Genomic DNA, 25202 nt, shown 5'->3' with positions numbered 1-25202 from the left:
CAAATGAAAATGTTAATTGGAGAAGACATATCAAAAACATATGTGGAAAAAATCCTACTTAACCATACCTCATTCAGTATTCAGGATAAGGAAAGAGTTGGCCTTATTGGCGTGAATGGTACAGGGAAATCCACGTTGTTAAAAATTATTGCAGGAATGGAATTTCCAGATACAGGAACTATTACAACTTCTAATGATTATCGTATTGGGTTTTTATCACAGCAGCCTATTTTAAGAGAACAAAGTACGATTTTAGAACAAATATTCAGTAGAGATTCAGAGGTTAACCTTGCTATCAAAGACTACGAAGCATGTCTACTGGAGCTTGAAGATCAACCAATGAATGAAATTTTGCACAAGAAATTAGTAAGAGTGCAAGAAAGAATGGATGTATTGAATGCATGGGATGCTAGTGCACAGGCAAAAGCAATCTTAAGTAAGCTGGGAATTAAAGATGTTCATCAGAAGATTATCAGCCTCTCTGGCGGACAAAAGAAACGGGTGGCACTCGCGCAAACTTTATTAGAAGCTGCCGATCTTTTAATTTTGGATGAACCAACCAACCACCTTGATTTCGAAGCGATTGAATGGCTGGAGGATTACTTAAGTAAATACAATGGTGCTGTTTTGATTGTCACCCATGATCGCTATTTTCTAGATAAGGTAACAAACCGTATTTTTGAATTGCATCAAGGTGAAATTCATTCTTACCATGGTAATTATGGAGCATATCTAGAAGCAAAAGCGATAAGAGAAGAAGAATTGCAGAAAACAGAATCAAAGCAAAAAAGTCTTTTCCGACAAGAGCTAGATTGGATGAGAAAAGGTGCTAAAGCAAGAACAACAAAGCAAAAAGCAAGAATTAAACGATTTGATGAGCTTGAGAAAAAAATGGCAAACGGAAGCGCATCAAATGATTTGGAATTAATTTCAGGTTCTACAAGGCTTGGAAAGAAGGTCATTGAATTAAAGGATACCAGCCTAGCGTATAACAGCCATGTCATTTTCAATAAAGTGAACCTGTTAATAAAACAAAAAGATAGAATTGGCATTGTCGGACCGAATGGCATTGGAAAATCAACGATGTTAAATCTACTATCAGGAAGAGTAAAACCTGATAGTGGAGTTGTAGATATCGGTATGACGGTAAAAGTTGGCTACTATACTCAAGAACAGCAAGAAATGAACCCAAATCAGCGGATGATTGAGTATGTTAAAGAAGAGGCAGAAGTTTTAAAAGCTGAGGATGGAACACATATTAGTGCTTCACAATTGCTCGAACGTTTTCTTTTTCCTCCTTATTCACACGGTTCTCCAATTGGTAAGCTCTCAGGAGGAGAAAAAAAGCGCCTTTACCTTCTTCGGATATTAATGTCCCAACCTAACGTTTTATTGCTAGACGAGCCAACAAATGATCTAGACACGGAAACCTTAACGATTTTAGAAGCTTATCTTGATGAATTTCCTGGAGTGGTCATTACGGTATCTCATGATCGCTATTTCTTGGACAAAGTGGTAGATGAGTTGGTTGTTTTAGATGGAAATGGACAGATCAAACGAATATTTGGGGAGTATTCGGATTATGTCGCGCTAAAAATACAGCAAAAACAAGAAGAGAAAGAAGCAGAGCAAGCTCAAAAGCCCATTCAAGAAAAGGTAAATAGATCAAAAACATTAAAACTCTCCTACCAAGAACAAAAGGATTGGGAAACAATAGAAGAAAGAATTATGGAACTTGAGGAAAAATTGGTTGCCATTGAGGTAGAGATTTTGAATGGTGGAAGCGATTATGAGAAGATAAGTAAACTGCTGGAAAAACAAAAGGAAACAACTTCCCACCTAGAGCAGCTAATGGAACGATGGGAAGAGCTTTCAGAAAAAGTCGACCAAATCAATTCACAAACGAAACTATAAAATCGAATCGATGTGAAAAGGAGTGATTTGTTATGAAAATACGATCCATTGAACCTACTCCAAGTCCAAACACCATGAAGGTCATTCTAAGTGAAGAACTTCCTGCAGGATCGAGGAATAACTATACTAGTGAGAATAGTGAGCTGGCACCACAGATCATCCAGGACATTTTAAATGTAGACGGTGTAAAGGGTGTCTATCATGTGGCAGACTTTTTGGCTGTCGAAAGAAATGCAAGATATGATTGGAAAGGTATTTTGTCTGACGTGCGTGCAGCATTTGGTGAGACAGAAGAAGAAAGTGGTAGAGAACAGCTTTCATCACTTGATGGATTTGGCGAAGTGAAAGTTTTTGTTCAAATGTTTCAGGGCATTCCAATGCAAGTGAAGCTAACTAATGGGGAGCAAGAAAAGCGTGTGGGGCTTCCGCAACGATTCATGGATGCCGTCTTAAAGGCACAGCAACTAGAAGATAATGTTGTGCTAGAGCGAGAATGGAAAGAGCACGGTATTAGATATGGCGAATTAGAAGCTGTGGGAAATGAGATAGTCGATGAACTATCTGCCACCTTTTCAGAAGAACGTATAAAGCAAATGATGAGCAAAGATGAAAATAATGAAAAAACAAATAATACTATCAAACAAAAGCAGCGTTATAAAGTGACCATTGACATGCTTGAAAATCCAGATTGGGCAGAAAGGTTTGCTGCCTTAGACCAAATGGACCCAACAGAAGAAGACATTCCTGTACTTGCAAAGGCATTAAACGATGAAAAAGCATCCATCCGACGCCTTGCCACTGTTTATTTAGGAATGCTAGACGAATCTGATATTCTGCCTTATCTAACAACTGCACTCAAAGATAAGTCCGTAACGGTCAGAAGGACAGCTGGAGATTGTATGTCTGACCTTGGTGACAAAAAGGCGATGCCTGCAATGATAGAAGCTTTAAAGGATAAAAATAAACTAGTCCGATGGAGAGCCGCAATGTTTTTGTACGAGGTAGGGGATGAAACTTCCTTGCCTGCACTGCATGAGGCTGAACATGATCCTGAGTTTGAGGTCAGTATGCAAGTGAAAATGGCAATTGGAAGGATTGAAGGCGGAGAAGAAGCAAAAGGCTCCGTTTGGAAGCAAATGACGGAACGAAATAATTAATTGTTTTTCCAAAACCATGAAAACATTGAAGGAGGAATACCAACATGTCTATGGCATATGAAGAATATATGAGACAGCTTGTTAAACCAATGAGAGATGAGCTGACGAGAGCTGGATTTGAAGAGCTTACCACCGCCGAGAATGTAGAAACGTTTTTTAATAAAGTTGAGGGCACCACTTTAGTAGTCGTTAACTCTGTTTGTGGATGTGCCGCAGGGCTTGCACGACCAGCTGCTACCCAATCAGTAATCAGTGCAGATAATACTCCTGATCATTTAGTAACCGTGTTTGCTGGACAGGATAAGGAAGCTACGGCTAAAATGCGTGAATTGTTTGGAGATATACCTCCGTCCTCCCCATCTATGGCACTGATGAAAGGAAAAGAAGTTGTCCATTTTATTCACCGTCACGACATAGAAGCAAATACGATGGAAAATATTATGACCAATTTACAAGCAGCGTTTCATCAACACTGTTAACGGCGGAAAGGATGTGTAATTTACACATCCTTTTTTCTACATACCGAAACAAAGGAGAAACACAATGATTGTAACAACGGCAGGGAGAACCGATGATCGCATGGTAGAACAAGCCCGCTCAATAGCTAAAGAACTAACTTTTCCTTACATTGCGCGGAACAAAAAGTCCATCGATAATCTAGGGAAAGAATATCAGTCAGATGTACTTGTGATAGGGAAAAACCGATATGAATGGCACCGATATGGAGACAAGGACCCATTATTTTTTCATCCCAACAGCGCAAGCTTTAGGGTCAAGAGATGGATGAAAGGGGAACACGATCCTTTTATTACCGCAGCCCGTCTAGAGCCTGGAATGAGTATGCTGGATTGTACGTTAGGCCTAGCTTCAGACAGTATTATTGCTAGCTTGGCTGCAGGGGAAAAGGGAGAGGTTGTTGGTATAGAAGGGAACAGTATTCTAAGTTTTTTAGTAAAATCAGGATTAAAAAATTGGGAATCTGAAAACACACAGTTGAAGCAATCGATGAGGCGCATTCATGTGATTAAGGGGAATTTCATCGAACTATTGTCATTGTTTCCTGATAATGCATTCGATGTTGTCTATTTGGATCCGATGTTTGAAAAAGAAATTGCTGACTCTAGCGGAATAAGAAGACTAAGTAAGGTAGCATTATACGACGAACTTACAGTACAAACCATCGAACAAGCAAAACGGGTTGCCTCAAAACGAGTAGTGATGAAAGATCACTGGCAAAGCCACCGTTTTGAAGCATTCGGTTTTCAAGTTCTAAAACGCAAAACCTCTACCTTTCACTTTGGTTTTATCGAGGTATAGAGTCTGCTTTAAACACATAAAAAAACTCGTGAAGTCATTTGACTTTACGAGTTTTTCCCATTAATCAACGATACAAAAATATACCATAACTCCTAAAGTTAGAAAGCTCGTTACAATCATTGCAATTTCAGCCATGTGTTTTACCTCCAATATGTACTCTTACTTAATATTAACAAAAAACCTTTAATAAATGAATCATTTTTATCACTCATGCTATCCAATCTAAATACTTGTAAGGTCAGAAATACCATCTTAATAAGAAAATAGATAAAATATTCTTACATTTATGATATAATAGATTAATAGAATACTCCCTACAACAGAGATAGAAAGGAAGACTGCCATGCCAAAATGGTTAAGAAAGTCACTTGTAGTCTTGATTTCGGCATTAACATTTGGTACCGTATCCCCACCTGCTTATTTGACTGTCGACGATGCAAAGGATGATTCTAGCTTTGGTAATGTATCCAATAAAGAAGTCGACAGCTATTCTAGTTCGCTCCTTGAACCTTTTCAAGATGATGAGGTCACAAGGGATTCCTTTCTAACATTTGCTAGGGAGCAAGCGGAGTTGCAAAGCCTTACAAAGTTTGGTAGCCGTATCGGTCCACTAATTCAGGATGAATTTAAAGAAGTGGTTCTTCCTAAAATGGAAACAATCATTCAACAGCTTGCAAATGAATATCCTGAAGAAGATTTAAGTAACCTGGCTATTTCTGAGAAACCTGGTGGTGGAGACAGTGAAAAGATTTTTCATATTTACCATGCCTCAAAAGGAAATGATTTGATTCGCTTTCATGTTAGAAAGGATCATCCTCCATTGGAAGGGTATTATTTTAATTTTCACTATCACACTCATCATGATAACTTTCAAGAACACCATGCGTTAGGAGCTATCTACTGGGCAAAAAACACACCGCCTAAGTGGTTAAGTTAGAGAGAAACGGGGTCATTACAGAATGAGAAAATATACACTTCAACAGATGCAGGAAATAACGAAAAATATGCTAGAAAAAAGAGGCGTAACGATTCAGGATATAGCAGAAATCGTTCTACAGCTTCAGCAAAAATATATTGAAGATGTAACATTAGAAGATTGTATGCACAATGTAGAAAAAGTATTGGAAAAAAGGGAGATTGTACACGCCGTTCTGACGGGTATTTCTTTGGATATGCTTGCTGAGAAAAACCTCTTACCAGAGCCGCTTCAGTATTTGGTAGAAACAGATGAACCGCTTTATGGTATTGACGAAATTATTCCACTATCTATTGTTAACGTATACGGCTCAATAGGTTTAACCAATTTCGGTTATCTTGATAAAGAAAAGTTTGGTATCATAAAAAAACTGGACGAATCAGAAGGAGAAGAAGTACATACCTTTATGGATGATATTGTATGTGCCCTAGCAGCTGCAGCCGCAAGTAGAATAGCTCACCGGACGAGAGATCTAGAAGAGTCTGGGTTGAATGAAAAAGAAGTTATTGTATAGTTGCGATTATCAAATGGGCTTATCCTTCACAGGACAGCCTTTTTTATTTTTTTCTTTTGGTATAATTTTCTGCGTTATATTAAGTGAATATTACAAAAACAACATTCCAATTAAATATATTAATGATATAATACAAGTATCATAGAAACTTTCAACTTTTTTACATCTTAGAAGCATCAGCGTAAGAAGGAGAGGTAACATGAAAAGGCGTATTTTGGCGATAGCATTATTAATTTCATTTATTATTATCCCGATATATTGGAAGGCATATGCGAGTTTGGATGCGGTACCATTAGAGGCATATCATTCTCCTGAGCTAGAAAAACACCTTCAGGATCTCCCCAGTAGACCCATCATCAACCAAATGATTTATGTTCCTTCATCAGATTTTTCTAAAAAAGAAGCGGCTAGTATGATTCGACATATATCCAATATTCCTCCTTCTATTTTAGATAGACTGGTTCAACAAAATGTTCATCTCTACCTCTTTGAAGGGAAGCTGACAGATATTGAGGGTTTTGAGCATTTACATGGTACAAAGCCTAGAGGCTACAGTATGTCAGGAAAAAGCTGGGAAGAGGTTCCTGGTATTGGAGGGTCAAAGCTAGTACTTGCTAAAATTGGACACAGCAAAAAGGGAATGGGACATGGCTCGGTAAATTTAGAACTTCATGAACTTGCACACTCTGTGGACCGTTTCGTATTAGGAAACATTCGTTATAATGAGGTTTTTTTAGAAGTGTGGAAAAAAGAAGTAGGTGCCTTGTTTCCAGGAAAGACCTATTTTAACACCTTTCCGGAGGAATATTTTGCAGAGGCATTTGCTATGTATTATGTAAATGATAAGACAAGAATTCAATTGGCAAATCAAGCCCCTAAAACGTTTCTATTCATGCAAAACATGGAGAAGCTGCCACTAACACAACAATTTTATACTAGAAAAAACTAAGTAAGGTGTCCAACAAAAAAGGACACCTTTATTTATCCTTATGATAAAATGTAGGTTGGAATAAGACAAACATAGAGGTGATAAAGGATGAAACAGTATTTAGATCTATGTGAGCATATCTTGCAAAATGGAACGAAAAAAGAAGATAGAACAGGCACAGGAACAATCAGTACGTTTGGCTATCAAATGAGGTTTAATCTTCAGGATGGTTTTCCATTAGTAACAACAAAAAAACTGCACGTAAAATCCATCATTCATGAGCTCCTTTGGTTTTTAAAGGGTGATACCAATGTTTCATATCTACAAGAAAATGGTGTAAGGATTTGGAATGAATGGGCTGATGAAAATGGTGATCTAGGACCAGTGTATGGCTACCAATGGAGATCTTGGCCTACTCCTGATGGGAAAGGTATTGATCAGATATCCAATGTCATTCAACAGATTAAAGAGAATCCGGATTCAAGAAGGTTAATCGTCTCTGCATGGAATGTAGCAAATGTGGATTCCATGGCATTGCCTCCCTGTCACACGATGTTTCAATTTTATGTTGCAGATGGAAAACTGTCCTGTCAACTTTATCAAAGGTCAGGAGATGTTTTCCTAGGAGTGCCATTTAATATTGCTTCCTACGCTTTATTAACCATGATGATTGCTCAGGTATGTGATTTAGAGCCTGGAGAATTTATACATACACTCGGAGATGCCCATATTTATTCTAATCATCTGGAGCAAGTAAACACCCAGTTGAAAAGAGAACCGAAAAAGCTTCCTTTGATGAAAATTAACAAAGAGGTGACTTCCATTTTTGATTTCACTTTTGAAGATTTTACACTAGAAGGCTATGAAGCTCACCCTCATATAAAAGGAGTGGTAAGTGTATGATTTCTTTAATAGTCGCAACCGACAGAAATGGATTAATTGGGAAAAACAATGATCTGCCTTGGAGGCTTCCGGCAGACCTTGCATATTTTAAGAAAATCACTCTGGGAAATACCGTTGTGATGGGAAGGAAAACCTTTGAATCTATCGGCAAGCCTCTACCGAAGAGGAAAAATATCATCCTCAGTAGAAACAACTATAAAGCTGAAGGTTGCGAAACATTTCATTCCATTGGCGAAGTAATCAAAACTTCAAAACCAAACAATGAAATATTTGTAATTGGTGGTGCGAAGGTGTTTGAAGAAGCTCTCCCACATGCTGATTTCCTTTACCTCACGTATATTGATGAAGAATTTGAAGGAGATACCTATTTTCCGCCGTTAAATGAAAAAGAGTGGGAGCTTATTTCATCCGAAAAAGGATGGAAGGATGAAATAAATCCGTATGACTATTATTTTAGAAAATATCAAAAACAAGCACAAACATAATAGGGAGAAACAATAATGTTACGAACAATCTGGTGGTTTATGTTTTTTTTCGGTTATATGATTTACCATTTGCCTAGTATTAAAAAAATGAAAAAGGCAGAGTCCTCTTTTTCAGTAGAAGAACACGATCGCATGATTCATCAAAAACCAAAAATATGGGCTAGAAGGCTCGTTGAAATTACTGGAACTGAGGTAGAAGTAATCGGGGAGCATAAATTACCTGATGGACCGGTTTTGTTTGTCAGTAATCATCAAGGGAATTTCGATGTACCATTACTAATAGGTTTTATTGAAAAGCCATTCGGGTTTATATCCAAGGTAGAAGTCAAAAAAATCCCTTTTATTCCTACTTGGATGGAAGCCATGAACTGTGTTTTTATTGACAGAAAAGATAGAAGAAAAGCTGTCCAATCCATTAGAGATGGAATAGCAACCTTGAAAAAGGGTCATTCTTTAGTCATTTTTCCTGAAGGAACAAGAAGTAAGGGTAACGAAATGGGCGAGTTCAAAAAAGGTGGATTAAGACTTGCAACAGATAGTAAGGTTCCTGTGGTTCCTATCACCATTAATGGTTCTTATATAATTATGGAAGAAAGCAAATTTGGATTCCAGGCGGCAAACGTGAGAATTACCATTCATGATCCCATTTTTCTACCACAGGAAGAAAAGATCGATGGAAATGCTCTCGGTATGGAAATAAAAGAGATAATTAGGGAAAGCTTATAAAGTAGGTATTTAAATAGGAGGAATGACCATGTGCGGCAGGTTTTCTTTGACAACAGAGCTTCATAAGTTAGCAGAACGTTTTTTTCTTGAAAATTCCTCCGACTTAGATTACCAGCTAAGCTTTAATGTTGCTCCTGGTCAACGGATTCTCGCTATTGTTTCAGGGGAAAAGAAAAACAGGGCAGGTTATTTGAATTGGGGGCTCGTTCCTAGCTTTGCAAAGGATAAAAAGATTGGCTATAAAATGATCAATGCTAGGGCAGAAACCTTGCAGGATAAAGTTAGCTTTAACAGGCTTCTAGATAGACGGAAATGCCTGATACCAGCTGATGGGTTTTACGAGTGGAAGCAGATGAATGGAAAGAAAGTGCCCGTGCGTTTTACGATGAAGGACCATGAACCATTTGCATTTGCAGGATTGTGGGACAGATGGGTTCATAATAAAGAAGAGTATGTCAGTTGCACACTGATTACCACTTCACCTAACGAACTTGTAAAAGAGGTCCACAACCGAATGCCGGTAATTTTAAAAAAAGAACAGGAAGAAAACTGGCTGAAGAAAGGCTATACTGATAAGAATGAACTATTGGATATGTGTCAGCCATTTGACGCAAAACTCATGAAAGCTTACGAAGTTTCTAGCCTTGTTAATTCCCCTAAAAATAATCATGCTAAATGTGTAGAGCCGGTTTAATTGTTTGATTTTGTCTATCGAAAGTTTACACGAATCAAAAATATTAAGGTATAATATACACAAACGGGTGAAAAAGAGGATTGATATTTTGCTATGGAAAAGCCTAGAGTTCACAATTAATGAGGGACAGAAGGTAAAAGTCATTGAAATTCCAGTATTGGAGGACGATAGCACTTATCACTTTATGGTTCGCATGAGATTAGAAGCGTATATCCGATCCATCATGTCTGAAAAAGAACCAAAGCATGTTTACTCCTTTAAAGATCATTTGAGAAAAGTATTAAAGTGGCCTGACTATTGCAATGTAGTAAAGACAGATATATTAAAAAATAATGCTTAAAACGTGAGATGTATGATAAAATTAAGACAGGGTTAGTAACCCTGTTATTTTTTTTGCCTATAAACAAATGATATGTATGATGAAACACAAGGATAATTTAGGGAAGTGAAATCGTTGACAAAAGTTAAAATTGTTACAGACTCTACAATTGATATTGAGCAATCCATTATTGAAGAATGGAATATAGAAATAGTCCCTCTATCCATCACCATTGATGGGCAATCGTATATAGATAGATTTGGAATTACTCCTGAAGAATTTATGGATAAAATGAAGCACTCTGCAGAACTTCCAAAAAGCTCTCAGCCTGCGGTGGGTAATTTTGTTGATACCTACAATCGATTAGGTGCGGATGGAAGCAGTATCATTTCAATTCATATGACTGGTGGAATGAGTGGAACTGTGGGATCGGCTGAAAGTGCTGCTGGAATTTCTGAAGCGGATGTAACTGTTGTAGATTCTCGCTTCATTTCTTTCGCACTTTCCTTTCAAGTAGTCGAAGCAGCGAAAATGGCTAAGCAAGGAAAAACGAAAGACGAGATCTTGTCAGCTTTGGACAACATACGTAACAATTCAGAATTATTTATTATGGTAGATACACTAGATAATCTTGTTAAGGGTGGCCGAATTGGAAGAGGAAAAGCATTAATAGGGTCCCTTCTCAATATTAAGCCAATTGCCTCATTGGCAGATGGAGTCTACACTCCAGTAACGAAGGCAAGAAGTCATTCTCAGGTTATAAAATTTTTGACCAAACAATTTAAAGAAGATACTGCTGGAAAAACGGTAAAGGGTATCGGAATCGCTCATGCAGGTTCCTTAAAACAGGCCGAAACGCTGAAAAATGCTCTTGTTGAAATATCAGGCTTTGAAGAAGTGCAAATTTCTTATACAACACCTGTAATCTCTACTCATACAGGTCCAGGTGCACTTGCACTAATGTATTACACCTCATAATAGAAGGCTGTTTTCACAAACTTTGTTGCTACTGCGTATAGTTAAGCAACACGTAACTAACGTTGCTGTCGTGCTCTTTTCGTGGAGGAAGTTTTAAAAATGTGGCAACTTTTCTTCGAGTAATGGATGGAAAAAGTCTTAAAGCCGACTTTTTCTTAGGTTTTTAGCAACAATCTTTTAGAAAAGAGCTTTTAAAAAAGAGCCTTATAAAAAGCCTCCAGAAAGGATATCTCCTTTTTAGAGGCTTTTCTTATTTAGCTTCCCTTTGGCATAGGTGTTGGCGTTGGCTCTGCATAACCTTCTTTGTATGCATCATCAATCTTATCCCTTATTTCTTTCACACTTTTTCCTTCACTATAATCCATTACTGCAGTAGCGGCAATCTCCAAACAAACACCGCATTTTGTTCCATGATCATCCCAAACTAAGGAGCCATCATTTTTGTTTTCATGCACAAAGCAATCATAGCTGTTTTTATGACCAGCACTTGTTCCACAACCACAATAACAGGGGATTTGCGACAGCAGTTCTTCGTGCTTTGCTGCTGCAGAATAAATGACTTTCATATCATCTGGCTTGTTGGTAAGAAAAGTAGGTAACTCTTCAACAGAAGCTGTTTCCTCTCTAATGTCTCCTTGAAAAAAAGAAGGCTTTTCGTGATGTTGATGGCTATCATTTTTCTGGTTTTGTGAAGAATTAGCCTGATGATGTTCGTCATTGTTTGCAGAACACCCAGTTGTTAAAAAGGCTAAACAGGTGATACCCATTACCACTTTTTTCATAAAATGCACCTCATTCACATAAAATGTACCACCAACACTATAGCACACATTATAAATAGTTTAGTAGGAGGACTGATAAATGTCGAAAAAAGTTCTTCTTTTCGCTGATTTTGGAATCGACGATATTATGGCAATTATATATGCCTATTATGAAAGAAATGTAGATATTGTGGGGGTTGTTGCAGAGTATGGAAATGTTTCAAAAAGTACAGCTTTAAGAAATGCAAGATTTCTTCAACGAAATACAGGGAGATATGATATCCCTTTAATTGGCGGTGCGGAAAGATCCATGATTGGTGATCCCCCCGTTTATTACCCCGAGGTTCATGGCCCAGAAGGATTTGGAGGGTATGTGCTTGCAGAAGAATTCGGGGAAGAGGATGATGTATTTGAAAATTTTCATCAAATTTACGATATCATTGAAAAATATGATGGGCATATTACCATTGTTTGTGTTGGCAGACTAACCTCGCTAGCGACTTCCTTTATCCTTTATCCTGAAACAGTGGCGAAGGTGGATGAATTCTTTGTCATGGGTGGTGCATTCAACTATCCAGGGAATGTTACGCCAGTGGCAGAAGCCAATATATTTGGAGATCCTTATGCAGCAAATATTGTGTTTAATTACGCAACAAATTTAACGATATTCCCTCTCAATGTCACGCAAAATGCCATTCTTACATCTGAAATGGTTGATTATATAGATAAGATTAGCAGAGAAACTAACAACCAATTGGGGATGCTCATTAAACCAATGATGGATTATTATTGGCAGTTTTATAAAACGCAAATACCTTCTATATCTGGCGCTCCCTTGCATGATGTAGTTACACTATGGGGAGTTTTTAATGAAAAATATATAGAGTATGAGATAAAACCAGTTAAAATCGTTACTTCTTCAGGTTCAGCATTCGGGCAAACAATTGGTGACTTTCGTCAATTTGTTCAGCTTTATGAATATCCTGTCCACCGAATTGCAATGGATTTAGATTATGATGCATTTATCGAAAGAGTATTACTTGTGCTAACGGAAGAAATAACCAATAATGGAGCCCAAAATTAAATGTCTTCAAAGGGAGAAAGGAAGGATTTTTTTCCTTTCTTTTTTTGTTGTTTGCAACTTTTTACATTCCTACATCGTCATAGATATAGTTATTCAACACAAAAAAAGATAAAAAGAGACAGTATTCTTTTAGGGGGAAGTAAAGTGAAAGCATTAAAAATTTGGAAAAGCTTTTTGATCTTATTTTTTGTCATGTTCATCCTCACTCCAACAGAAGCAAATGCAGCAGCAAAGTTGGAAGTGAAAGTGGAATATGGAGTAGATAATAAAGTGCAAATGGGAAAGGGGCATCCTGTCAGACTTGAAGTCGTTAACAAGGGAGAAGCAGTAAAAGGAGACTTTGTCATTTTCTCCAACCCTAACTATAACATGGCTGGAAGTTACATCGTGCCCTTTGAAATAGAAGCTGGCGGTACTAAGTCGATTGAATTGTCCGTTAAAGGTAACACCGATCATCACTCTTATGGAGGCACAGGCACAAATGACAACTACATTAGCTTCTTTGAGGGCGGAGTAGAAAAAGGCAAAGAAGTCAAACTGAGTGGCAATGTCAAAACGAAACCAAGATATCTAGGTGACAATCGGGTTGTCATGGGAGTGTTAAGTAATAACCATGATGCAGTTAATTATATGAAGCTTTTCAAGTATCAAATGGAGAGCATGGAAATTTTGAATATAACAAGTGCGAATGTTCCTTCAAATGCAGTAGGCCTAGAAATGTTTGATGTTCTCCTCGTACATGATTTTCCTATTTCCACCCTGAAAAATGAACAGCAAAAAGCAATCAAGGATTGGGTAAACAGTGGTGGCTCCATCATCTTTGATACAAAGGTAGGTATTAAAGAAGATTTAGGAGATATCAACGAATTTTTGCTTTTAGATCCGAAAGAAGAAACGACGATTCAAAAAATCAATGAAGATAGCACATTCCCTAATTTCCCTGTTTTTACTGGGAACCTTTTATATGAAGATATAACCGTTGTAACAAAAGATGATAAAACACCTTTTACCATCGTAAGAAAGGTTGGAGCTGGGGCGGTTGCACAAGTCACTAGTAATTTCGCAGCTCCACAGTGGGCAGATTGGAAAGAAGTAAACCTCTGGTGGAACAGTGTGCTGCCAAAGCTAACTTCCAAAAGCCCTAGCCATTATAAACAACCATTATTGGAGGAGTTATCCTACCAACTTAGTTCCATCGGAGAGGCATTTCCAGGTTCTATTGTCTCGGTCCCTCTTCTAATAAGCTCTTTTATCATTTATCTAATTTTATTAATACCGGTGTTGTACATTGTGTTGAGAAAGCTTGACAAACGAGAGCAAGCTTGGTGGATTATTCCAGCAATCGCTGTTTTCACAAGTGTGGCAGTATTTGGAATAGGAGCAAAGGATCGAATTGCTGGAACACAAATTAATGAAGCAAGTGTACTCTTGTTAGATAATCAATCTGGTCTTGGGTCAGGTTTTGGTGTGTCTACTATCCTAACTAATAGCGGGGGGGATTATCAGGTTTCAACCGATGCACACACTTCTTATTTTCCCGTTGCTTCTTCCGTGCATTCAGGAAGCTTTGAAATGATAAAGCATGCTGCCTATATCAATCCAATTTCGGAAAGGACTGATATTACATTTAATAATGTAGAGTATTGGTCGACTCGAACGAGTATTGGAACGATTTCTAATAAACCGGTGGGTAAAATAGACTACGATATATCCTTTAAAGATAGTACGGTACAAGGATCCATTACCAATCAACTAAACTTTGAGTTAACCGATGCTTATATTCTTTCAGGTAACAACGCACATAAACTAGGAAATATCAAAGCAGGAGAATCTGTAGAGGTAAAGTACGAAGTTGCAAAGGGCAACATCGCAAATGCTTTAACTGTTCCTCAGAATTCCGCTGCCAATAAGGCATTTCCAGGATTCTCGAGCAATTATCATCATGGTCCTAGCGCAAACAACATTGAAAAAGAGGAACTAGAAACTTATAAAAGATTCCAAATGCTAGACTTTATGCTATACAGAAAAGAGCTCCTGTCTATGCCAGATCAACCATTATTGGTCGGTTATGTCACCTCTGATTTAGTAGGGACGGAAGTAAAAGGGAAATCCAATACACCGAATGCAACTCATTTAGTCGTGCTACCAGTTGATATTATCCATTCAGGTGGAGGAAGTTTTTCATTTACAGAAAAACAAATGCAACCAACTCTTGCAGTTGCTGAAAATGCATCAGGTATGATTCATCACAACGGTCTTGCTTTTGGAGAAAACTATGTTTATCTAGGTAACGGGACGTATACTCTATCCTACCAACTACCTGACCTTGTTGATAAAAAGAAGGATGAAATTACGGATATGAAACTAAAGCTTCGAGTAAGAGAGCTTGATATCGAATATGCCATCTACAATTTTGCAAAAGATGAACTCGAAATCCTGGAAAACAAATCATCCATTACCCTTGAAAATAATTTAAAAGATTATTTAAGTGACGAAGGGGTTATTCAGTTATCGTTGAAAGTAAATTCTATGGATAGTGATATAGAAATTCCGGGAATTCAGGTCAAGGGAGAGATAAAGGAATGATCGAAACAATAAATCTAACAAAAAAGTACGGTAAGTTTACCGCGCTGGATTCATTAAACTTAAAAGTGGAGAAAGGTACTGTTTTTGGGTTTGTTGGTCATAACGGTGCGGGTAAGTCTACCACATTTTCGATTCTATCTACACTATTAGCTCCAACTTCAGGAACAGCTTTTGTGAATGGGTATGATGTAACAAAAAATCCTAAAATGGTACGGAAATACATCGGCTATATGCCAGATTTTTTTGGCGTGTATGATCAATTCAAGACCGATGAATATCTTGATTTTTATGGAGCTAGTTATGGCATTCCTTATGAGGAAAGACAGAAACTTATTCCACAGCTATTGGAACTTGTGAACTTGACCGATAAAAAGGATTCCTATGTAGATGTCCTTTCAAGAGGAATGAAGCAACGGCTGTGTCTTGCAAGGGCGCTCATTCACGATCCAGAAGTTTTAATTTTAGATGAACCAGCATCAGGACTAGATCCAAGAGCAAGAATTGAAATGCGTGAAATTTTAAGAGAATTAAAAAGTATGGGAAAAACAATCATGATTTCCTCTCATATCCTTCCTGAACTTGCAGAGATGTGTGACGAGATTGGTGTGATCAATGGAGGAAAGCTTGTTGCAACTGGGAGAGTAGAAGAAATCCACCAGCAGCTTCAAGCAAACAAAGTATTAAGAGTATTGATTTATCAAAACGTGGAAAAAGCGATAGAGTATTTTGAGGATAATCCGAAAATATCCAACATTACCGTAAGTGAACAAAAGCGAAATCTTCTTTCCTTTTCTTACGAAGGGACAGATGAAGAACAAGTCACACTTCTAAAAGAAGCATTAGAAGCTGGAGTAATGATTTTAAGCCTAAGTCAGGAAGAGTCTAACTTAGAGGATATCTTCTTAGAAATTACAAAGGGGGTGGAATAATGAAAGCACAAGTAATTAACCCAATGCTAAATAAAGAATTCAAATTGAGGTTTAGAAGTTTTAAGAGTTTTTTAGGTATATTATTCTACCTTGGAGTTTTGGGCTTGATTGCCCTTTTCTACATCTACATGGAGACTAGGTATCAATCTATGGGTATGTTCCGCCCAGAGAACAGTAAAAACATGTTTATGATTCTCGCATTTGTTCAGCTTGCTTTAATCTTTTTCATGACACCAGGCCTAACAGCAGGAATTATCAGTAGTGAGCGAGAAAAACAGACCTTAAACATTCTCCTTACTACTCAGCAGTCATCGGCAAGTATTATTATTAGTAAGCTAGTATCATCTTTGTCCTTTTTATTACTCATTGTGATATCTAGCTTGCCGTTGTACAGCATTGTTTTCTTATTTGGTGGAATTTCCCCAAAATTATTGTTGCTTACATTTGGGTTATATTTTTTAACAATGGTTACATTGGGCAGTATCGGAGTTTTCTTTTCTACCATAATTAGAAAAACGATTGTGGCAATGGTTTGTACGTATGGCGTAGCATTTTTTCTAGCTGCTGGTACGGCAATTATCACGATGTTTACCATTAGCTTTACTTCCTATGGTGCCACAGGACCACAATCAAATCCTATTCCCTATTTCATTGCGATGTTTAATCCTTTTGGCGTCATGTTAGCACTGTTTGAACCTGCGGCAAATATGGAACTGAAAAATATCACTGGAATAGATGTACATCTTGGGATTGGTCAACTAATCACATTTATTGTCATTACTGTCACCCTATTATTTTTTAGTATTAGAAAGCTACGTCCAAATATGAAGCCTCGTAAAGGATAGATGATGCGATGATGGAAAAAGACAAAATACTGCAGTTTCTACTTTCTATGAGAAAGAAGTTGAGGTTGCAAAAGCTTACGAAACAAGCTCAAATTGCCCTTCTAGCAGCAAGTCTTACCTTCCTTTTAATAGCATGTGTAGCTCGAATGGTTGTCACTCCTTACATGTTAGAGAAAACATTATGGTCAAGTGGAATCGCATTTATTGTTGCATTACTCTTTTTCTGGAAGATACGTCCTACTACTAGGGATGCTGCGCGCTATTGTGATCAATTTTTAGAAGAAGACAGATTAACTACCACGCTTGATTATGTTGAGGATACTTCTTTCATCGCGCAGCTGCAACGCAAAGAGACCCTTACCTGCCTGAAAAGTAAGGATGATGAAATTAGAAAAGCAAAGCTGAAACATTTCTATCCAAAGCTAATTCTAGTCTCCTTACTAACCATACTTCTTGGAGCAGGATCTATCTTGTTTCCAAACAGTACCATGAATGAAGCGGAGGCAGTGGAAAAAGAAAAGGAAATAATAAAAGAAACCCTCGAGGAAATGAAAAAAGAGACGGACAAATTAGATGATAAAAAGATAGAAGAGCAATTAGAAGAGTTGAAAGAGCTAAGTAAAAAAGAAGATGCAAATGAGCTATTAAAAGAATTAATGGAAAAAGAAAATGAATACCATGAACGTATGAAAGAACTGAAAGAGAAAGAGGAAAAGCTGCAAGAGCTTGCCAAGGAACAACCTGAAAACTCATTAGCAAATCTTGCTCTAAACGGGAAAAACGAAGAACTGAAAAAACAGTTAAATGATAAGAAAAATCGATTAAATGAATTAACACCAGAAGAAATGGAAGAATTAGAAAAGTTGTCAGAGCAACTTTTAGATAATGAAGTGGACATGAATGCCATGCTAGAGAAAGAGCTAGAAGCTTTAATGGAACAACTTGAAGAAATGTTGAAAGACATAGATAGCCTGCCTTCTATGGAGCAATTACATGCTTTAATGCATGATGCTTCTATTAATATGTTTAACAATATGATGAGCTCAGAACTAAATCCGAGTGCATTAGCATTGTCTAATTCGAACGGCACTGCTCAAAATCAAACCCAAGGACAAAATCAAGGTCAGAATCAAAATCAAGAACAAGGTCAAGGCCAGGATCAAGGACAAGGACAAGGTCAAGGCCAGGGTCAAGGCCAGGGACAAGGTCAAGGCCAAGGTCAAGGTCAAGGCCAAGGTCAAGGCCAAGGTCAAGGTCAAGGCCAAGGACAAGGTCAAGGCCAAGGCCAAGGTGGCGGTGGACTTGGAGGTGGGGTAGGAGTTGGAGAACAGAATTTCACCGTACCTTCTTTTATGGATGGAGAGAGAAAAACGGAAACAGACGGAGGACAAATGAGAGAAGGGCAATCGCAATATGAGGATGCTCCAGATTCTCCCACATTAAAGGGTGTTGTCAGGTCCTATGAGGATGTGTATTCTTCTTACGATCGTTCCAATAGGGAAGCATTGCAAAGAATGCAATTACCTTCAAGACTCGAGAACATCGTTAAACAATATTTCAGTGAAGTAGAGCCAAAGGGAGCTGATTAAATGATAAGTCTCGAAGAAAAAGAGATAGAACTAAAACATTTTCAAGATACATTACAAAAAGTGAAAAATGAAATTGGGAAAGTGATTGTTGGCCAGGAGGAAGTAACAGAACAAGTGTTGTGGGCGATGCTTTCTGATGGACACGCCTTGCTTGAAGGAATGCCTGGTGTTGGTAAAACAATGTTAGTCCGGACAATCTCTGAAGTGCTAAACTTCCAATTTTCAAGAATTCAATTTACACCAGACCTTATGCCCTCTGATATTACTGGTACGAAAATGATTGAAATTCATGAAAACGGTAAGCAGTCCTTTGTGTTTCATGAAGGGCCGATCTTTTCAAATATCGTTCTTGCTGACGAAATAAATCGTGCAACACCAAAAACCCAAAGCTCTCTATTAGAAGCAATGGCAGAAAAAACGGTAACAATCATGGGAGAAACTCGTAAAGTTGCTACCCCATTTTTCGTCCTTGCAACGCAAAATCCTGTTGATATGGAAGGTACTTATCCATTGCCAGAGGCTCAAATGGACCGCTTTCTATTGAAAATTCATATGGGATATCCCAAAAAAGAAGAGCTCTATGAAATTATTAAACGAACAACAGGTACAGAGACTTATCAAGTACAGAGTTTATTAGATATTGAAACCATGAAAAAAATTCAGCATGCGGTGAAGGAAATTCTTGTTTCGCAGGATCTCCTGGATTATGCGGTTCATTTAATCCAAGCAACACACCCTGAACAGGAACAAGCTAGTGAGATGGTAAGAAAATACATTCGTTACGGTGTAGGACCACGTGGTATTCAAAGCTTAATTCGTGTTGCTAAGGCAAGAGCTTTTTGCAACGGAAGATTGCATGTCTCGAAAGGAGACATTAAACATGCAGCCATCCCAGTTCTTCGACACAGATTATTCCTCAATTTTGAAGGAGAAGCAACTGGTGTGAAAGAGGATGAGATTTTAGAAGAAGTGATACAACATATTGATAAGGGTTTAATTGGTAGGTAGTATGTTAAACGCGATATTATCCAAGCAACTTGGTGCATATACCCTTCAAGCAGGTAAACTAAAGAGAAGCTGGCATAAAGGCGCAAGAAGGTCTTCCCGTTTTGGATCCTCTCATGATTTTTCAGATTATCGTATGTATGAATTAGGGGATGATCTGCGTCAAATAGATTGGAATATTTATGCTCGTACTCAAAAGCATTATATCAAAAGGTATTTAGATGAGCAGGAGCTAACGGCAGCTATTTATTTGGATTGCACAAAATCTATGACGACTTCCATGGAGAAATGGAAGCTAGCTAAGACGTTAACTGCTGCTTTTGGCTATATCGGACTAAGTAATGATGATAGGATTTCGATTGTCAGTGTTAATGGAGAACAAGCGCCATACTTGTACAGAAAAGGAAAAGCTCATCTCTATAAAATGATGGAATACGTGGAAAGCCTAACACCAGAAGATTCATCTTTGTTATTTTCTGAAGTAATCGGTAGACATTTGCAAAGAAAAGCAAGTGTATCTGTCGTTATAACGGACTTAATGGAGCCACTTGAAAGCGTTTTACAATCGTTAAAATTAATTCAAGCAAACCGCCAAACTGTTTATCTTTTACAGGTACTAGAAAAAGATGAACTCGTCCCTAGCTTTGATGGAGACTTTATGCTGGTAGACAGTGAGACCAACCAGGAAGTCAATGTAACGGTCTCGGATTATACTCGGAAGAATTATCAGGAGAAAATGAAACAACGAATGGAAACACTCGGAAATTTCTGCTTTGAAAGGGGCATTTCCTACCTTACTTGCCATACAGAAGAAAAGGTGGAAGATATAATATTTAATAGGATGACCACTAAAGGTTGGATTAGGTGATAATATGGGTTTTTCAGCACCAATATATTTTTTATTCAGCGCATTTTTATTAATAGTGATTGTAATGTACTTCTTCCGTAAACAATATGAAACTAAGAATATTCCTTCTGTGCTACTTTGGCAGGAGTGGATGAATGAATTTGAGGCACAAAAATGGTGGAAGAAGCTTCAGCATCATTTACTTTTATACCTTCAATTACTCGCGCTGTTATTATTAATATTCACATTAGCTCAACCATTTTTTAACAAGGATGGATTGAAAGGGAATCATATTGTTATTATTCTCGATACTTCAGCATCCATGACTGCAAAAGAGGATGGAAAATCAAGGCTCCAGCTTGCTAAAGAAGAGGCTAGAACGCTGCTTTCAAAGGTAGAGGATCAATCAATAACACTTGTCCATGCGAAAGAATTCCCAGAAATTATAGTTGAAAAAACAATGTCATCAAAGGAAGTAATCGATGATATTGATGCAATGGAATCTACATATGGGAATGCCAATCTATTAGACTCCATCGAACTGGCTAAAAATCTATTAGGAGACGAGGAAGGGCAAATTCACGTGCTGACTGACAATCTTTCAAAAGAAGCAGACCTTACCTTTCATGAAAATACTACCTTTGTAGCATATAACTTAGGAACTAGTAGTGAAAACCTCGCTCTAAATACCTTTGGAGTAGCTTCCCAGCAAAATAAAATGATTGGCGTTGTCACCATTAAAAACGAAGGAAAATCACCTAAAGAAGCGGAGTTAGTGATTACCAACAATGATGGGACCGTGCTTGAAAAAAGAACCGAAAACATCGAGGCAAACAGTTCAAAAAATGTATACATTGAAAATCTCCCACCTTCGGACGTCTATAAAGCTGTTATCACGGGTGATCATGCTTATGAGTTAGATAATGAACTATATGCTTTTTCTCCCATAGAGGAAACAGGTACAGTGTATCTTCATGGAACCATTCATCCCTTTGCCAGGAAAGCAGCAGAAATTGCGAGTGAGGACGTTGTTCATTTAACTAGTGCCAAAACAGAAATAGATGAGCTCTCAGGTATTCATATTTTACAAGGAATGCCAAAAGATGAGTGGCCAATGGGTCCTAAACTAATTTTTGTAGCACAAGAGGATGGAAAAAAAGAAGCATCTGGAGAAATGAATTTTGATCACACCCATGCCCTAATGCAATCAGTTGAAATAGATAAAGTATATGTAGATAGCGTATATACAGCAGAAGTGTTTAAAAACATGGAAGTAATTGCTAAGAAAGGAGATTCTCCTTTAATAAAAAGTGGCGAATTCGAAGGATCACCTGCTGTTGTGGTCTTGTTTGACCTTTCTGATAGCGATTGGCCCCTTCACACAGGGTTCCCGTTGTTTATGTATCATGCCATTCAACAGCTCACAGAAAAACAGGAAAAGCTAGGATATTTTTATCCGGGACAGTATCTTGATTTTGTTCCTGATCCCAAAACAGAGAAGCTGGAATTTTTCAATTTTGACAACAATCTGGTTCGTTCCTATAACGATCCCAATGAGGCTATTCAAGTTCCAGCCAAGCCGGGTCTTTATACCTTTAAAGAAGTAGAAAACGGCCAAGAATTGTCAAAAAAATTATATGTAATGCTTCCAGATGGTGAGAAAACAACGAAATCTGACGAAGGATTCACTGTATCTGCAGGTGGAGCAACCACAGATTCAACAAAGGCTAATGTGAAAATGGATATCAGCTATGTATTTATTTTACTAGCACTCTTCATCCTTTTTCTAGAATGGGAGGTGTATAGACGTGGGATTTCAACTTGAGCATCCTCTCATGCTATTAATAGTAATACCAATGCTGATTAGTCTTTATCTTTACTGGATGAAGAAAAGAAAAAAAACCAAAAAGGAGTATGTAATCTTTTCTTTACGAGGAGCCGTATATTTGCTATTAATTTTAGCCCTTACCATTCCTTCTCTCCTTTATCCTGTTAAAGGCTTGCATACGGTGTTTTTGGTTGATCAATCAGACAGTGTAAAAAGGGTGGAAACAGAGATTCTTGCTACAATAAATGAAAGTATTAAGACTAAGCAGGAAGAAGATCAGTACAGTATTGTCACATTTGCAAATAAACCGAAGCTTGATAAATCTTTTACATCTGAAAGTGATACCGTTTCGAATTTATCAATAAACACAGAATCTCAATTCACCAATATAGAAGAGGCGATTAGATTCGCTACCAACACGATTCCAGAAAATAAAAAAGGCAGAATTGTCCTTATTAGTGATGGTGTAGAGACAAATGGAAAAGGTGAACGCTTGTCACGATTAGGTAATAAAGAAAACATCGAGCTTGATGCCATTTCTTTTCAGCCACCTAATGTGGAGGATGTATCCATACAATCATTCGTTTCCCCACAAACAAGCTTTGAAGGGGAAGCTATTCCTCTTCAAATTGTGTTGGATTCTAACGTGGATACGACGGCTACTTTAGTTGTAACTAAAAACGAAGAAACGATAGTAAAAGAAGAAGTAGACATCGCTAAAGGAACCAATCAGTTTTCCTATCAATTTAAAGTAAGTGAACCAGGAATGTCCACTTTTAAAGCAGAGATTTATCCAAAAAGTGATCAGATTGTGGAAAATAATGTATCACATGCCCTTACACAAGTATCAGGTCAGCCAAAAATCTTAATGGTGGATCAAGAAGGAGAAGGGGAAAATGTGTTTCAAGCTCTTACAGCGAGTGGGTGGAAAGTGGACCGAATGCTGCCAGAACTACTTCCTACCACCTTATCTGGATTTCTTGATTATGATAGCATTATCCTACATAACATTTCAGGTCATCACTTAAGTGAAACACAAATGGAATTGATGGAAAGTGCCGTTAGAGATTTTGGCACAGGGTTTATCATGACAGGTGGGAATGAATCCTATGGGCTTGGGGGCTATTTCAAAACGCCAATTGAAAAGCTCCTCCCTGTCGATATGGATGTAAAAGGGAAAAAAGAAATACCATCACTAGGGTTAATAATCGTGTTAGATCGATCAGGAAGTATGATGGGAGAAAAATTTGAGCTGGCAAAAGAAGCAGCAGCAAGGTCTGTAGAGCTTTTAAAGGATGATGACACCTTTGGATTCATTGCTTTTGATACAGAGTCTTGGCAAGTAGTGGAAACAAAGCCAATTTCCGATAAGGAAGAAGTAATCAATTCTATTCGCTCTACCGCTCTTGGAGGAGGAACCAATATCTTCCCTGCTCTAAGCGAAGCATATGGACAGCTGAGTGAAATGAATTTAAAAAGAAAGCATATTATCCTTCTTACAGATGGGCAGTCAGAAAATGGGCCGTATGAGGAAATCATAGAAGAGGGTCTGTCTAAAAATGTAACTCTATCAACCGTCGCTATTGGTGGGGATGCGGATATTAACCTACTTGAAGAGCTTGCAGGTTTGGGCACAGGTAGATTTTACGAAGTGTATGATGCAAGCGCTGTGCCGAGTATCTTATCAAGAGAAACCGCCTTAACTACCAAAACATATATTGAAGATAATCCACATGTCCCTTCTGTATATGATGGTTACGATTGGTCTTCAAGATTTAAGAGCGGAACACCAAGTATAAATGCTTATGTAGCTACTACCCTAAAACCACGGGCAGATCTTATTGTGGAAAGTGAAAAGAAAGACCCAATTCTTTCAAGAATGAGTTATGGGCTAGGTAGATCAATTGCTTGGACAACGGATGTTTCCGGGGCTTGGAGTGGCGATTTTCCATCGTGGGAGCAATGGTCTGGATTTTGGAATGATCTACTTACTTGGTCATTACCATCCTATCAAACAGGATCTTACTTCGTTTCTTCTATGGTAGAAGGGGGCAAAGTTTCGCTTAAGATAGATGCTACAGACAACAATCTATTGCCACTTGCCATTTCAGTAACCGATAATAAAGGACAAAAGATAGAAAATGTTACAAGCAAAATGGTTGGCCCAGGCCAATATGAACTGGAGTTTTCCGCACTGCCTGATATCTACTTTCTTAATGTGATGCAGGAAGAGGAAGGCGAAGTAATTTCTACCTTTAAAAGCGGCATTGTCGTCCCGTTTTCCACAGAGTATGAACAAAGACCTGTAAACATGGAGCTATTAGAGACACTTACAGGAAATATGAATGGAAAGATTCTGGAAGAACCTAAGGATGCTTTTAGACCATGGCATAAAAACCTTTACAGAAGCCAAAGTGTATGGGTGCCTTTTGTCGTGTTGGCGTTCCTTTTATTCATCGTCGAGATTTTCATCCGTAGATTCGGATTAGTGCGGATTCCAATTAAGAAAAAGCCTAAAAAGAAGATACAACGGCAACAGCTTCCTCAAAAAGTAGAAATAAAAAGGCAAACATCTAGTAAACAATCCCTTGCTAGAAAAGAAGTAGCAATAAGTAAGCCTTCACCGGGAAAAGAGGAAAACAAAAAGAAAGAGAAAGCGCCTCCACCCCAAAGCAATGCTAGGACTTCTGAGGAAAGAATGAATCAACTGCTTCAAGCAAAAAATCGAAAAAGAAATAAACCTTGAGATGGCTAACTATTTAGCCATCTTTTTAGTGATGGAAATGTGTGCATTTTATGAATTTGTAAGCTACATTC

The 25202-nt window shown here is 37.9% G+C and carries 23 protein-coding genes; 22 read left to right on the top strand and 1 reads right to left on the bottom strand.

Annotation, left to right across the window (positions count from 1 at the left end):
- Positions 1 to 3 precede the first annotated feature (3 nt).
- The 13 genes from FIU87_RS11350 to FIU87_RS11290 all read left to right on the top strand — a co-directional run bounded on the left by FIU87_RS11350 (position 4) and on the right by FIU87_RS11290 (position 10911).
- Entirely contained in the window at positions 4 to 1914 is a 1911-nt protein-coding gene (locus FIU87_RS11350) for an ABC-F family ATP-binding cassette domain-containing protein (RefSeq protein ID WP_152444703.1), read from the top strand.
- A gap of 32 nt (positions 1915 to 1946) precedes the next feature.
- On the top strand, positions 1947 to 3071 hold the full coding sequence (locus FIU87_RS11345) for a conserved virulence factor C family protein (protein ID WP_152444702.1): 1125 nt from the start codon (positions 1947 to 1949) through the stop codon (positions 3069 to 3071).
- Between the two features lie 44 nt (positions 3072 to 3115).
- On the top strand, positions 3116 to 3550 hold the full coding sequence (locus tag FIU87_RS11340) for a BrxA/BrxB family bacilliredoxin (protein ID WP_152444701.1): 435 nt from the start codon (positions 3116 to 3118) through the stop codon (positions 3548 to 3550).
- A 64-nt stretch (positions 3551 to 3614) separates the two neighbouring features.
- On the top strand, positions 3615 to 4388 hold the full coding sequence (locus FIU87_RS11335; protein WP_152444700.1) for a class I SAM-dependent methyltransferase: 774 nt from the start codon (positions 3615 to 3617) through the stop codon (positions 4386 to 4388).
- Between the two features lie 343 nt (positions 4389 to 4731).
- Complete coding sequence (locus tag FIU87_RS11330; protein WP_152444699.1) at positions 4732 to 5325, top strand: YpjP family protein; 594 nt, start codon at positions 4732 to 4734, stop codon at positions 5323 to 5325.
- Positions 5326 to 5347: 22 nt separating this feature from the next.
- Entirely contained in the window at positions 5348 to 5878 is a 531-nt protein-coding gene (locus FIU87_RS11325; RefSeq protein ID WP_152444698.1) for a phosphatidylglycerophosphatase A family protein, read from the top strand.
- A gap of 199 nt (positions 5879 to 6077) precedes the next feature.
- Positions 6078 to 6827: an anthrax toxin lethal factor-related metalloendopeptidase gene (locus FIU87_RS11320; RefSeq protein WP_152444697.1), complete on the top strand. Its 750-nt coding sequence runs from the start codon at positions 6078 to 6080 to the stop codon at positions 6825 to 6827.
- An 87-nt stretch (positions 6828 to 6914) separates the two neighbouring features.
- Entirely contained in the window at positions 6915 to 7709 is a 795-nt protein-coding gene (locus FIU87_RS11315) for a thymidylate synthase (protein WP_152444696.1), read from the top strand.
- The gene (locus FIU87_RS11310; RefSeq protein ID WP_152444695.1) at positions 7706 to 8194 is read left to right on the top strand and encodes a dihydrofolate reductase; all 489 of its coding nucleotides are present in this window, start codon (positions 7706 to 7708) and stop codon (positions 8192 to 8194) included. The genes FIU87_RS11315 and FIU87_RS11310 overlap by 4 nt, the downstream gene beginning before the upstream one ends.
- A 15-nt stretch (positions 8195 to 8209) precedes the next feature.
- Positions 8210 to 8920 carry a lysophospholipid acyltransferase family protein gene (locus FIU87_RS11305; protein ID WP_152444694.1) on the top strand — a complete coding sequence of 237 codons (711 nt, stop codon included), beginning with the start codon at positions 8210 to 8212 and terminating at the stop codon, positions 8918 to 8920.
- A gap of 28 nt (positions 8921 to 8948) precedes the next feature.
- A complete protein-coding gene (locus FIU87_RS11300) occupies positions 8949 to 9614 on the top strand; it encodes an SOS response-associated peptidase (RefSeq protein WP_152444693.1) in 666 nt (221 codons plus the stop codon).
- 88 nt (positions 9615 to 9702) lie between these two features.
- Positions 9703 to 9954, top strand: a complete 252-nt coding sequence (locus tag FIU87_RS11295) for a DUF2535 family protein (RefSeq protein WP_152444692.1) — start codon at positions 9703 to 9705, stop codon at positions 9952 to 9954.
- 114 nt (positions 9955 to 10068) lie between these two features.
- A complete protein-coding gene (locus FIU87_RS11290; protein ID WP_152444691.1) occupies positions 10069 to 10911 on the top strand; it encodes a DegV family protein in 843 nt (280 codons plus the stop codon).
- Between the two features lie 254 nt (positions 10912 to 11165).
- Here the strand turns inward: FIU87_RS11290 and FIU87_RS11285 are convergent, their stop codons facing one another.
- Positions 11166 to 11693, bottom strand: a complete 528-nt coding sequence (locus FIU87_RS11285; RefSeq protein ID WP_253905397.1) for a PCYCGC domain-containing protein — start codon at positions 11691 to 11693, stop codon at positions 11166 to 11168.
- Between the two features lie 79 nt (positions 11694 to 11772).
- Between FIU87_RS11285 and FIU87_RS11280 the strand changes: the two genes are divergently transcribed.
- The 9 genes from FIU87_RS11280 (at position 11773) to FIU87_RS11240 (ending at position 25131) form a co-directional block, all read left to right on the top strand.
- Entirely contained in the window at positions 11773 to 12756 is a 984-nt protein-coding gene (locus tag FIU87_RS11280) for a nucleoside hydrolase (protein WP_152444690.1), read from the top strand.
- A 144-nt stretch (positions 12757 to 12900) separates the two neighbouring features.
- Positions 12901 to 15342, top strand: a complete 2442-nt coding sequence (locus FIU87_RS11275; RefSeq protein ID WP_152444689.1) for a DUF8725 domain-containing protein — start codon at positions 12901 to 12903, stop codon at positions 15340 to 15342.
- Entirely contained in the window at positions 15339 to 16271 is a 933-nt protein-coding gene (locus tag FIU87_RS11270; RefSeq protein ID WP_152444688.1) for an ABC transporter ATP-binding protein, read from the top strand. The genes FIU87_RS11275 and FIU87_RS11270 overlap by 4 nt, the downstream gene beginning before the upstream one ends.
- Complete coding sequence (locus FIU87_RS11265) at positions 16271 to 17116, top strand: ABC transporter permease (RefSeq protein ID WP_152444687.1); 846 nt, start codon at positions 16271 to 16273, stop codon at positions 17114 to 17116. The genes FIU87_RS11270 and FIU87_RS11265 overlap by 1 nt, the downstream gene beginning before the upstream one ends.
- A gap of 8 nt (positions 17117 to 17124) precedes the next feature.
- On the top strand, positions 17125 to 18705 hold the full coding sequence (locus tag FIU87_RS11260) for a DUF8809 domain-containing protein (protein ID WP_172971037.1): 1581 nt from the start codon (positions 17125 to 17127) through the stop codon (positions 18703 to 18705).
- Positions 18706 to 19713, top strand: coding sequence for an AAA family ATPase (locus tag FIU87_RS11255; RefSeq protein WP_152444685.1), 1008 nt, complete (start codon positions 18706 to 18708; stop codon positions 19711 to 19713). It begins immediately after the preceding gene.
- Position 19714: 1 nt separating this feature from the next.
- The gene (locus tag FIU87_RS11250; protein WP_152444684.1) at positions 19715 to 20578 is read left to right on the top strand and encodes a DUF58 domain-containing protein; all 864 of its coding nucleotides are present in this window, start codon (positions 19715 to 19717) and stop codon (positions 20576 to 20578) included.
- Between the two features lie 4 nt (positions 20579 to 20582).
- Positions 20583 to 22382 (top strand): vWA domain-containing protein, encoded by a 1800-nt coding sequence (locus FIU87_RS11245; RefSeq protein ID WP_152444683.1) that lies wholly within the window; start codon positions 20583 to 20585, stop codon positions 22380 to 22382.
- The gene (locus tag FIU87_RS11240) at positions 22366 to 25131 is read left to right on the top strand and encodes a VWA domain-containing protein (protein ID WP_152444682.1); all 2766 of its coding nucleotides are present in this window, start codon (positions 22366 to 22368) and stop codon (positions 25129 to 25131) included. The genes FIU87_RS11245 and FIU87_RS11240 overlap by 17 nt, the downstream gene beginning before the upstream one ends.
- Positions 25132 to 25202: the final 71 nt, after the last annotated feature.

Source organism: Bacillus sp. THAF10 (genome assembly GCF_009363695.1).
Lineage (GTDB): Bacteria > Bacillota > Bacilli > Bacillales > Bacillaceae_I > Sutcliffiella_A.
Note: the sequence above shows the minus strand (reverse complement) of the source record. Positions and strands in the feature narration are given on the sequence as shown.

Excerpts from the sequence above, each read along its gene's own strand:
- FIU87_RS11310 (WP_152444695.1), top strand. The coding sequence starts at position 7,706 with ATGATTTCTTTAATAGTCGCAACCGACAGAAATGGATTAATTGGGAAA.
- FIU87_RS11350 (WP_152444703.1), top strand. The coding sequence starts at position 4 with ATGAAAATGTTAATTGGAGAAGACATATCAAAAACATATGTGGAAAAA.
- FIU87_RS11315 (WP_152444696.1), top strand. The coding sequence starts at position 6,915 with ATGAAACAGTATTTAGATCTATGTGAGCATATCTTGCAAAATGGAACG.
- FIU87_RS11330 (WP_152444699.1), top strand. The coding sequence starts at position 4,732 with ATGCCAAAATGGTTAAGAAAGTCACTTGTAGTCTTGATTTCGGCATTA.
- FIU87_RS11305 (WP_152444694.1), top strand. The coding sequence starts at position 8,210 with ATGTTACGAACAATCTGGTGGTTTATGTTTTTTTTCGGTTATATGATT.
- FIU87_RS11320 (WP_152444697.1), top strand. The coding sequence starts at position 6,078 with ATGAAAAGGCGTATTTTGGCGATAGCATTATTAATTTCATTTATTATT.
- FIU87_RS11270 (WP_152444688.1), top strand. The coding sequence starts at position 15,339 with ATGATCGAAACAATAAATCTAACAAAAAAGTACGGTAAGTTTACCGCG.
- FIU87_RS11250 (WP_152444684.1), top strand. The coding sequence starts at position 19,715 with ATGTTAAACGCGATATTATCCAAGCAACTTGGTGCATATACCCTTCAA.
- FIU87_RS11285 (WP_253905397.1), bottom strand. The coding sequence starts at position 11,693 with ATGAAAAAAGTGGTAATGGGTATCACCTGTTTAGCCTTTTTAACAACT.
- FIU87_RS11300 (WP_152444693.1), top strand. The coding sequence starts at position 8,949 with ATGTGCGGCAGGTTTTCTTTGACAACAGAGCTTCATAAGTTAGCAGAA.
- FIU87_RS11245 (WP_152444683.1), top strand. The coding sequence starts at position 20,583 with ATGGGTTTTTCAGCACCAATATATTTTTTATTCAGCGCATTTTTATTA.
- FIU87_RS11260 (WP_172971037.1), top strand. The coding sequence starts at position 17,125 with ATGATGGAAAAAGACAAAATACTGCAGTTTCTACTTTCTATGAGAAAG.
- FIU87_RS11265 (WP_152444687.1), top strand. The coding sequence starts at position 16,271 with ATGAAAGCACAAGTAATTAACCCAATGCTAAATAAAGAATTCAAATTG.
- FIU87_RS11345 (WP_152444702.1), top strand. The coding sequence starts at position 1,947 with ATGAAAATACGATCCATTGAACCTACTCCAAGTCCAAACACCATGAAG.
- FIU87_RS11340 (WP_152444701.1), top strand. The coding sequence starts at position 3,116 with ATGTCTATGGCATATGAAGAATATATGAGACAGCTTGTTAAACCAATG.
- FIU87_RS11255 (WP_152444685.1), top strand. The coding sequence starts at position 18,706 with ATGATAAGTCTCGAAGAAAAAGAGATAGAACTAAAACATTTTCAAGAT.
- FIU87_RS11335 (WP_152444700.1), top strand. The coding sequence starts at position 3,615 with ATGATTGTAACAACGGCAGGGAGAACCGATGATCGCATGGTAGAACAA.
- FIU87_RS11280 (WP_152444690.1), top strand. The coding sequence starts at position 11,773 with ATGTCGAAAAAAGTTCTTCTTTTCGCTGATTTTGGAATCGACGATATT.
- FIU87_RS11325 (WP_152444698.1), top strand. The coding sequence starts at position 5,348 with ATGAGAAAATATACACTTCAACAGATGCAGGAAATAACGAAAAATATG.